The sequence below is a fragment of the Streptomyces nanshensis genome (assembly GCF_001751255.1).
In the GTDB taxonomy this organism is placed as follows: Bacteria; Actinomycetota; Actinomycetes; order Streptomycetales; family Streptomycetaceae; genus Streptomyces; species Streptomyces nanshensis_A.
Genome location: NZ_LJGW01000153.1, coordinates 1 through 201, shown reverse-complemented (window position 1 = coordinate 201; position 201 = coordinate 1). Strand labels below are relative to the sequence as shown.

Sequence of the window (201 nt, the reverse complement as noted above, 5' to 3'; positions counted from 1 at the left end):
CGGCCCGTCGACCAACCGCGATCTGCTCGTACGGTCGCTGCGGCACCCGGACTTCGCCGCCGCACGCCTCGACACCGGCTTCTACGACCGCCATCTGGACGCGCTCACCGCGCCCCCGGACGGTACGGACGCCGCGGGCGGCGGTGCGACGGGCGGTGCCACGGCGGCCGAACTGGCCGCGCTCGCCGCCGCGTTGGCGGA

General features: G+C 77.1%; 1 protein-coding gene. It reads left to right on the top strand.

Annotated features, from left to right (window positions below):
- On the top strand, positions 1–201 hold a 201-nt coding region (locus tag AN218_RS37440), incomplete at both ends, for a biotin carboxylase domain-containing protein (protein ID WP_216311747.1).